At 31.4% G+C, this 8,992-nt stretch carries 8 protein-coding genes and 1 pseudogene; 3 read left to right on the top strand and 6 right to left on the bottom strand.

Translation table 11 applies throughout. From position 1 onward, the window contains the following. Positions 1–317: 317 nt before the first annotated feature. The gene (locus tag REB14_RS04230) at positions 318–824 is read right to left on the bottom strand and encodes a hypothetical protein (protein WP_309521589.1); all 507 of its coding nucleotides are present in this window, start codon (positions 822–824) and stop codon (positions 318–320) included. Positions 825–1,123: 299 nt separating this feature from the next. Between REB14_RS04230 and REB14_RS04225 the strand changes: the two genes are divergently transcribed. Beyond that, on the top strand, positions 1,124–1,561 hold the full coding sequence (locus REB14_RS04225) for an XRE family transcriptional regulator (protein ID WP_309521588.1): 438 nt from the start codon (positions 1,124–1,126) through the stop codon (positions 1,559–1,561). Between the two features lie 52 nt (positions 1,562–1,613). On the opposite strand, the gene REB14_RS04220 is transcribed toward REB14_RS04225, so the two are convergent. The 3 genes from REB14_RS04220 to REB14_RS04210 form a co-directional block, all read right to left on the bottom strand. Then, a complete protein-coding gene (locus REB14_RS04220; protein ID WP_309521587.1) occupies positions 1,614–4,472 on the bottom strand; it encodes a type I restriction endonuclease subunit R in 2,859 nt (952 codons plus the stop codon). Between the two features lie 22 nt (positions 4,473–4,494). Continuing rightward, a complete protein-coding gene (locus REB14_RS04215) occupies positions 4,495–4,926 on the bottom strand; it encodes a hypothetical protein (protein ID WP_309521586.1) in 432 nt (143 codons plus the stop codon). 295 nt (positions 4,927–5,221) lie between these two features. Next, complete coding sequence (locus tag REB14_RS04210) at positions 5,222–6,148, bottom strand: tyrosine-type recombinase/integrase (protein ID WP_309521585.1); 927 nt, start codon at positions 6,146–6,148, stop codon at positions 5,222–5,224. A 159-nt stretch (positions 6,149–6,307) separates the two neighbouring features. Between REB14_RS04210 and REB14_RS04205 the strand changes: the two are divergent. Both REB14_RS04205 and REB14_RS04200 read left to right on the top strand, forming a co-directional pair. Continuing rightward, a pseudogene (locus tag REB14_RS04205) lies at positions 6,308–6,763 on the top strand (restriction endonuclease subunit S); the annotation flags it as partial. A gap of 18 nt (positions 6,764–6,781) precedes the next feature. Next, positions 6,782–7,438: a restriction endonuclease subunit S gene (locus REB14_RS04200; RefSeq protein WP_309521590.1), complete on the top strand. Its 657-nt coding sequence runs from the start codon at positions 6,782–6,784 to the stop codon at positions 7,436–7,438. A 59-nt stretch (positions 7,439–7,497) separates the two neighbouring features. Here REB14_RS04200 and REB14_RS04195 read toward each other — a convergent pair whose 3' ends face one another. Next, positions 7,498–8,718 (bottom strand): restriction endonuclease subunit S, encoded by a 1,221-nt coding sequence (locus REB14_RS04195; protein WP_309521584.1) that lies wholly within the window; start codon positions 8,716–8,718, stop codon positions 7,498–7,500. 53 nt (positions 8,719–8,771) lie between these two features. Continuing rightward, on the bottom strand, positions 8,772–8,992 hold a 221-nt coding region (locus REB14_RS04190), incomplete at its 5' end, for an N-6 DNA methylase (protein ID WP_309521583.1).

Genomic DNA, 8,992 nt, shown 5'->3' with positions numbered 1-8,992 from the left:
AAAAGCACGTTCTCACGCGCTCCCAGACAAASTAYCTATTCTTACTGATTAATACAATGGCTTATTATTTTGTTTTAAGCGCAAAGGCGCAAAGTTTTTAAATATTGATATGTTTTTTAAGGCGCAAGAAAATCAAAGATTTTCAGCAGATAAGGATATCAGGATATAGAAATTTTATCGAAGATAAAATCCTTGCGCCTTAAACAGTATCCCTATAATAAGAATTTGCGTCTTTGCGATTTCCAACCAAAAATAAGCAGATGGATCATCATAAAAAAAAGCACGTTTTCACGTGCTTCCAGAAAAAGTTTTTATTCTTACTGATTGTTGTTTGAACTGGATGGAGGCAGTGTTTCAATGGGCCCTGAAGTCTGTCCCGTCACAAAAAACTGCTTCATATCATCATAAATAACATTGGTGCCCGGTACATTCTCTTCGGAAAGGTATCTGATGCTTCGGTAGAAACTGATGGCGTTATGATAATTATCGTGATCCAGCAATACTTTGGTGTCTGAAAGCTGTTCAGTTAAAGAATCCAGCTGTTGCAGTCTTTGTTCAATCTGTTCTCTGGCGGTATAATCTTTATCGAATTCTGCTTTATCCAGGAAGTTAGGAACATACTGGGCATATTGTTCCATATAGATTTTGGCTTTATTCACAAAGAGTTTGTTCTGCTCTGCAATTCTTCCGTATTGCTGTCGCTGATCCGGAGTAAGGTTGATGGTTTTTCCCAGTAGTACAGACTGGATGTCCTGAATCGCTTTGTCAATGGTTTCTAAATCTGTTTTTGAAAAGCTTACACTGATTAAATTGTCTAGTGCCATAATATTGTGTTTTTTGGTTGTTTGTTGAATCAAATATAGCGAGTGCCAGGCATAGAAAAACAGGGTATTGTAAGATTTTCAGAGTATGTTCACCAGAAAGTGAAAATCAGATAAAAGGGTTTGTTTTTTCTGACTTTTTGATGAAAAAAAACGGGTATAAAAACGGAAATGGCGAAACAAGTGAGAAGACCCGTTTCACAGGATCATCATGAAGAACATAGATTGTAATTAAGCTGTTTTTTAAGCATCGTTTTTCTAAATATTTTTCTATATTTAAACCTCATAAATGTTGAATTATCATGGAACATAAAATACATCAGGGACGCAATGTAAAACGATTCAGAGAAATGCTGGGCATCAAGCAGGAAGCATTGGCTTTTGACCTTGGGGAAGACTGGAACCAGAAGAAAATTTCTCTGCTGGAACAGAAAGAAATTATTGAAGACCCTTTGCTGAAAAGAATTTCTGAAGTATTGAAAATTCCGGTGGAAGCATTTCAGAATTTTGATGAGGAGCAGGCTGTGAATATTATTGCGAATACAGTGACTACTGTCAATGATAATGCAACAGGTCAAGTGTTTCAGATAAATCCTACTATTAACACTACTGAAAAATGGCTGGAAGCACTAGAAGAGATCAAGAAATTAAACGATGAAAAGATTGCTCTTTATGAAAGGATGCTGAAGGAGAAGGATGAGATGATGGGGAGGCTGGAGAGGTTGATTGAAAGGAAATAATTTATTTAAGATATAAAAAATGTTCAGCACACGCTGAACATTTTTTATTAAATCAGGCGCTAACTCCATCAATGAAAACATCTACAAAATTTTGAACCTTCTGAATAATTCTTCTACCTATATTATTTCTTTCAGTAAGTTTTGGCTTTATTTCAAGAAGTTTTAATGTATCACTAATTTTAGGTGTCTTGGAAGTGAATAGAAAATCATCAATAGCATCTCTGAACCGGTCTTTATTCAAAGATTCTTCGGTAGCAATTTTTTCAAAAGCAAAGTTCTTCTCCTTATTCCAATACTTTTCAAATTCTTCATTCACATTATCTCCGTCGGAAATATGAGGTAGGTTTTCTTCTATAAACTTTTCTATCAGTTCTTTTTTGCTTCGCAATTTTGCATCACCAGAAAGAATATCTCTGATTTCTTTTTTCTTTTGTTCTAGTTTATTTCCTTTTAGATTTGAGTCGGTAAGATTGGCTAAGAGTGAAAGGATATAACTTACATTGATTTCATCTCGGTGAATTAATTCCAGTTCAAAATCTACATCATCTAAAATGCTGGCTTTTCCTTCTCCTCCTTTTGGTTTTGTTTCGTTCCAAATATCTAAATACTTGCTTTTATAGCCATCAAATTCAAATTCGGTCATTTCTAATTTGTCAAAATCAAAATCGGCAAATGATTTTAAAACATTCAGAACACGCATAACTTCACGGAAAGCAGTGATAAACTCAAACTTTTCCTGTTCAGTTTGATAATTGTTGATACTGTCAATTTCAGGTGCAACTAATTTTAATGTCTCTAAAGCAGAATTAAAAAGATCAATATAATCTTCTATTGGATGAATAATGATTTCCTGAATCGCTTCCTTATTAGAAAACAAAGTGACAGCATCATCAGTTGCAGATTTTAGATTTCTAAAACAAACAATATTTCCTTGAGATTTTTTTTCGCCTAAAAGCCTGTTGGTACGGGAAAATGCTTGAATAAGCCCGTGATATTTAAGGTTTTTATCTACAAATAAAGTATTTAATTGTGGACTATCAAATCCAGTCAGGAACATATTCACAACAATGATTAAATCAACTTCTTTATTGCGAACTCTTTTAGCAACATTATTATAGTAGTTGTAAAAAGTCTGAGAATCTTTTGTTGAAAAGTTTGTTCCAAACATTTCATTATAATGACCGATATACCTATCTAATATATTTCTGCTATGAAAATCTCCGTACTGTGCTTGTGATTCTGCTACCATTCCAAATTCAGGTTCTTCATAGATTCCATTTGCATCCTTAGATTCCTCATTAGTTCCGTAACTGAAAATTGTTGCAATTTTTAACTGATGCTTACCTTCTTCCTTTTTCTTCTGGAAAAGGTCATAATATTTCTGCAAAACATTAATGCTGCTTACACAAAACATTGCATTAAAAGTACTATTATGAGTTTTTCTGCCGTATTCTGCGATGAGATATTCTGCAATTTTTTCAAGACGTTTTGGGCTTTCAAGAAGTTCATGGGTATCTATTGCTTCAACATCAGTATCAATATAAGTATTGCTTCCTTCCTTTTCCTTGTATCTTCCAACATATTCCACAGAAAACTTCAAAACATTATCGTCACGAATTGCATCCGTAATCACATATTTATGAAGACAGTCCTCAAACAATCTGTTGGTTGTTGCAGGAGCTCCATCTATTTTCCCAATTGAATTAACTTCAGAAATCGGAGTTCCTGTAAAGCCTATCATTTGAGCGTTCTTAAAATACTTTTTGATATTCTGGTGAGTATCTCCAAACTGACTTCTGTGACATTCATCGAAAATGAAAACCACTTTCTTATCTTTCAGGTTGTCAATTTTATTACCGTGCTTTTCCTTGGTGATTGCAGTATTTAACTTCTGTAAAGTAGTTACAATCAGTTTGGTATTATTTGAAAGTTGCTTAACTAAGTGTGCAGTGTTTTCAGTGGCATCTACACTTCCTTTTTCAAAAGCATCAAATTCTTTCTGTGTCTGATAATCCAAATCTTTTCGGTCAACTACAAAAACAACTTTTTCCACTTTAGGAATTTCCTTCAGAATCTGACTGGCTTTAAAGGAAGTCAGTGTTTTTCCTGAACCTGTTGTATGCCAGATAAATCCATTCTTGTCGGTATTTCTTACTCGATCAACAATTTTCTCAACGGCATAATATTGATAAGGTCTTAAAACCATTAGTATTTTATTCGTTTCATTCAGAACAATATACTTGGTAATCATTTTAGCAATATGGCAGGGCTCTAAAAATGCCTGTGCGAAATCTTCAAGCTGTGTTATATTATTGTTATGCTCATCTGACCAAAAGAATGTCTGTTTAAAAGTCTGCTTTGCGTTGTTGGAATAATATTTTGTATTAACTCCATTACTGATGATAAACAACTGAACATAATTAAATAAGCCATTCCCAGAATTGAAAGATTGATGATGATAGCGATTGATTTGATTAAAAGCTTCTTTCATTTCCAGACCACGACGTTTCAGTTCAATCTGTACCAATGGTAATCCATTAATCAGGATGGTTACATCATATCTGTTTTTAAAATTACCTTCCTGGGCAATCTGATTGGTTACCTGAAACTGATTCTGGCACCAGTGATCCTGACTGATAAACTCAATCCATTCTGAACTTCCATCATCTTTAATAAAGTGAAATTTATCTCGAAGAATTTTTGCTTTCTCAAAAACATTTCCTTTAGAAAGATGATTTAGAATTTTTTCAAATTCTTTATCGGAAAATGTCTTTTTATTATGAATTTCAAGTTGAGTTTTTAGATTTTTAATTAGATAATTTTCATTGCAGATTTTGACTTTCTTGTGACCTAATTGCTGCAACTGTTCAACTAATTTTTGTTCTAAAATATATTCTGGTTGGCTTGACATTGTGGTTATTAATTTTTTAAATTTAAAAAATCATCTCATCTTTAATTTTCTGATGGCAAATTATGAAATTTTCTGCATTATCAAATAATTCTATTACCTCATTTCTTGCTATAGAAGTAGGTTTATTACTTAAAATAGTTTGATAAGATGAGTATTTGAATTGTCTGAAATTATCAGTTATTGAATGAAGTTGAGGATTCTGATGAATATAAATTATGGTATTTCTTAAGTACTCTTCAGAAATAATTTCTTTTCGTCTGAAAGGAGATTCAATAAGAGCTCCATGTCTGTTATTCTCTTTATTAAAAGCCTGTGAGTAAGAATTAAAAACTCTTGAAAACTGTTTGGAAAAGATGTTTTGCAATGAATGTAATCCCTTTTCAGCTTTAGTAATATTATTAAGTTGAGTCTTAGCAAATAAATTTAATTCTTTTTCTGATTTTACTTTAATCAAAAGATGAAAATGGTTTGAAAGAAGACAGTAAGAATAAAGGTCACATACGGGCACTAATAATTGAGTTATTTTTTGAAGAAAGAAATTTTTATTATGATCCGATTTAAAAATTACATCTCCATTTATTCCTCTGTTAAAGATATGGTAATATTTATCCGGCTCTATAATAGTAATCCTGTTATCATTCATCAAATGTTGTTTTCTCAAAGATAAGAAATAAAAGAATAAAGTAGTGGTATGAGACTCGATAGTAGAAAGCCTTGTCAAGGTTTTAAACCTTGACAAGGCTGATAAATTACTTAAGAGCTTTAAACATCTGATCGATTGCTTTTTTCTTTTGTTCCAGATTAGGGTGGACATAGAGATTTAGTGTAGTACTGATATTGGAATGTCCTAATAAAACACTTACTGTTTTATAATCACACTTACTTTCAATACACCTTGTCGCAAAACTGTGTCGTAATCCGTGAAATTTAATATCCGGAATTTCCAAGTATCGCATCAGGTTTTTATAGTAACTTCTGTAGGTTCTTGGTTCTGTAGGTTTAGAATCATTAGTTAAAACATAAAATGCAGGATTAACAATTTTCTTAAAAGGCTTCAGCATTCTCAAAAGATCTCTGGTGATTGGAATTTCACGAATTGAATTTTTTGTTTTTGGAGTATCAATAAGAAGTTCAGTTCTACGTTCACCATCTTCAATGACATAGATTCTTTGGATTGTTTTTCGAATATTGATAATACCATTATCTGTATCAATATCTTCCCAAGTCAAAGCACAAATCTCACCAATACGCATTCCTGAACAAAGGCAAATATAAACGCCTAAGTTCCTGAAAGTAAAATGCTCCTGAATATAACTCATTACTTTTTTCTGATGTGTTCTACTCAATACCTCTATTGTATGAGTTTCCCGAACCGTAGGATATTGCACATCAAAATTGATGAACTCAATCCATTTATTCTTTGCTCCATATTTCAATACCATTTTCAGTACAATGAGAATATCTTTAATACTTTTCTGGCTTAGTCCCTGTTCCAGTTTTTGAAATACAAACTTTTGTACATCTTCATCTTCAATTTCAGAATAGTCTTTAAATACAGGGAGTAAATGATTTTCCAGCAACAATACATAAGCCGAAAAGGTTGATTTTTTTACATACAACTTTTTGTCATTCTTCCAAAGTTCAGCGATTTCTGCTAATGTTTTCTTTCTTGTCATAAACTTTTTGATTTTTAAATTAAACTGAAAGTTAACATTAAGGATAAAATTACTTTGTCATTTAGGATTTAAAATCACAAATCTTTTACATAAAGGAACTTTTATTTTCCTAATTTATTACCGAAGCTTAGATTTCCCGAGTTTGAGGAGAATTGGAAAGTAACAAAGTTGGGAGATATATGTAAAATGCAAGCTGGAAAATTTGTCAGTGCTTCAGAGGTTTTAAAGGAAACAAATAATAAATTATATCCTTGTTATGGAGCAAATGGATTAAGAGGATTTACTTATTCATATAATTATGAGGGAGAATACTCTTTAATTGGTAGACAAGGAGCACTTTGTGGAAATATAACAAGGGTATATGATAAATTTTATGCAACTGAGCACGCAGTTGTTGTAACTCCTAAAGAAGAAGTACATTCCACTTGGTTATTTTATCTGTTAAACTATCTAAATTTAAATCAGTATGCTACCGGTATGGCTCAACCCGGATTATCTGTCCAAAATTTATTAGAGGTTGAATCAATAATCACAGATTCAATTGAAGAGCAAGAAAAAATTGCGTCTTTATTATTATTAATTGACTCTAGAATTCAAACCCAAAGGAAAATAATTTCCCAACTAAAATCCCAAATGTTAAATCTCAAAGATTTAATATTTGAACAAATAGTAAGGTTTAAAAATGGAAATAAAAACAATTATTCAGAATGGAAAGAATTTAAATTAAGCGACTTAGGAAATACTTTTAACGGATTATCTGGAAAAACAAAAGAACATTTTGGAGTAGGACAAAAGTATATTCAGTACAAGCAAATATTTGATTCAGTTAAAATTAATATTGCAAATTGTGCTTTTGTAGAAGTTCAAGAAAATGAGAATCAAAATATAGTCCAGTATGGAGATGTATTTTTTACTATTTCATCTGAAACTCCTGAAGAAATTGGAATGAGTTCTGTTTTATTAGAAAATATTGATAATGTGTATCTTAACAGTTTTTGTTTTGGTTTTAGAACTAACTCGTTGGATGAACTTATTCCAGAATTCTCACAATTTTTGTTCAGAAGCAATAAATTCAGAAATGAAATAGTAAAACTTGCTCAAGGAAGTACAAGATATAATATGTCTAAAATAGAATTCTTAAAACTAAAAGTAAAACTTCCCTGTAAAGATGAACAAATTAAAATAGCGCAGTTCTTATCATCTATAAATGAGAAAATCAATGTAGAATCAGAATTGCTTACTCAATACGAAAATCAAAAAAAGTATTTATTGCAAAATCTTTTTGTTTAAGAGACTAGCTTTTCAATCCAGCCTTGTCAAGGTTTTAAACCTTGACAAGGCTTCGTTTTTCAAATAAACAAATTAGATAAAACAAATTTTTTCTGAAGCTCTAGCTTTTCTAAAATTTGTTTTTCTATTTCTATTTTATTTTCGATTAAGGAAAGGAACTTACCTATAACTTTTTGTTCGGGTAAGCTTGGAAGACTAACCTCAACATCAGAAAATGATTTAACTGATATTGTAAATCGAGTACTCCCTGTTGCAAACTTTGATAATTGACTTAAAACAATTGGGACATTACAGAAATAGTGAGAATATAATATGTCAATCTCAATTTCTGGTCTAAAACGCATCAAGTGATAGCTAAACACAGCATTTTCAAGATTTTCAGAAATAACAACGGAATGACCAATATCATCAGGTGTTTCTGATGATGGAGTAAAAAGAATATCTCCTTTTTTTAAATTACAACTACTAATTTGCTGTTCTTTCGCAGTTACTTTTTGAAATGATTTTATTGTACTAGAATTTATATCTTCGTGTCTGTAAACGTTCATATAATTTACTAGATAGACCTCATTTTCGTTTTCCCTTGAAAGTTTATCAATACTACTTGTCTGAAAATTTCCAATTTCACCAAGTTTTAATTTTTCCCAATTAGGAAAATCATATCCTTGTTCGTTTTTGAATCTTAATTTTTGAGAAAAAATATTTGTACGGCTTACCTTCATTAAGGTTTCTAACTTCTCAATTATTTTCCTTTGGGTTTGAATTCTAGAGTCAATTAATAATAATAAAGACGCAATTTTTTCTTGCTCTTCAATTGAATCTGTGATTATTGATTCAACCTCTAATAAATTTTGGACAGATAATCCGGGTTGAGCCATACCGGTAGCATACTGATTTAAATTTAGATAGTTTAACAGATAAAATAACCAAGTGGAATGTACTTCTTCTTTAGGAGTTACAACAACTGCGTGCTCAGTTGCATAAAATTTATCATATACCCTTGTTATATTTCCACAAAGTGCTCCTTGTCTACCAATTAAAGAGTATTCTCCCTCATAATTATATGAATAAGTAAATCCTCTTAATCCATTTGCTCCATAACAAGGATATAATTTATTATTTGTTTCCTTTAAAACCTCTGAAGCACTGACAAATTTTCCAGCTTGCATTTTACATATATCTCCCAACTTTGTTACTTTCCAATTCTCCTCAAACTCGGGAAATCTAAGCTTCGGTAATAAATTAGGAAAATTCTTCACACTTTTATTTTTTTTTGTCATCTCGGTCATTTATTGTTATAGCTATAAACATTAAGGATTAAAAAAAATAAAAATTAGCTTACTAAGCCTAATTCTTTTAAATATACTTCGATTTCTGCATCTAATTGAGAACGCTTTGCTTCAAGCTGTTTAATTTCAGCCATTACCGCTTGAATATCAATTTCCTCCTCTTCTTCGAAACTATCAACATAGCGAGGAATATTCAAGTTGTAATCATTATCAGCAACTTCTTGTAAGGTAGCTTTATGACTGAATTTTTCAATTACTGTACGAT

This window comes from Chryseobacterium metallicongregator (genome assembly GCF_031324065.1).
In the GTDB taxonomy this organism is placed as follows: Bacteria; Bacteroidota; Bacteroidia; order Flavobacteriales; family Weeksellaceae; genus Chryseobacterium; species Chryseobacterium metallicongregator.
The sequence above is the reverse complement of the archived record's forward strand: the minus strand, read 5'-3'. Positions and strand labels throughout refer to the sequence as shown.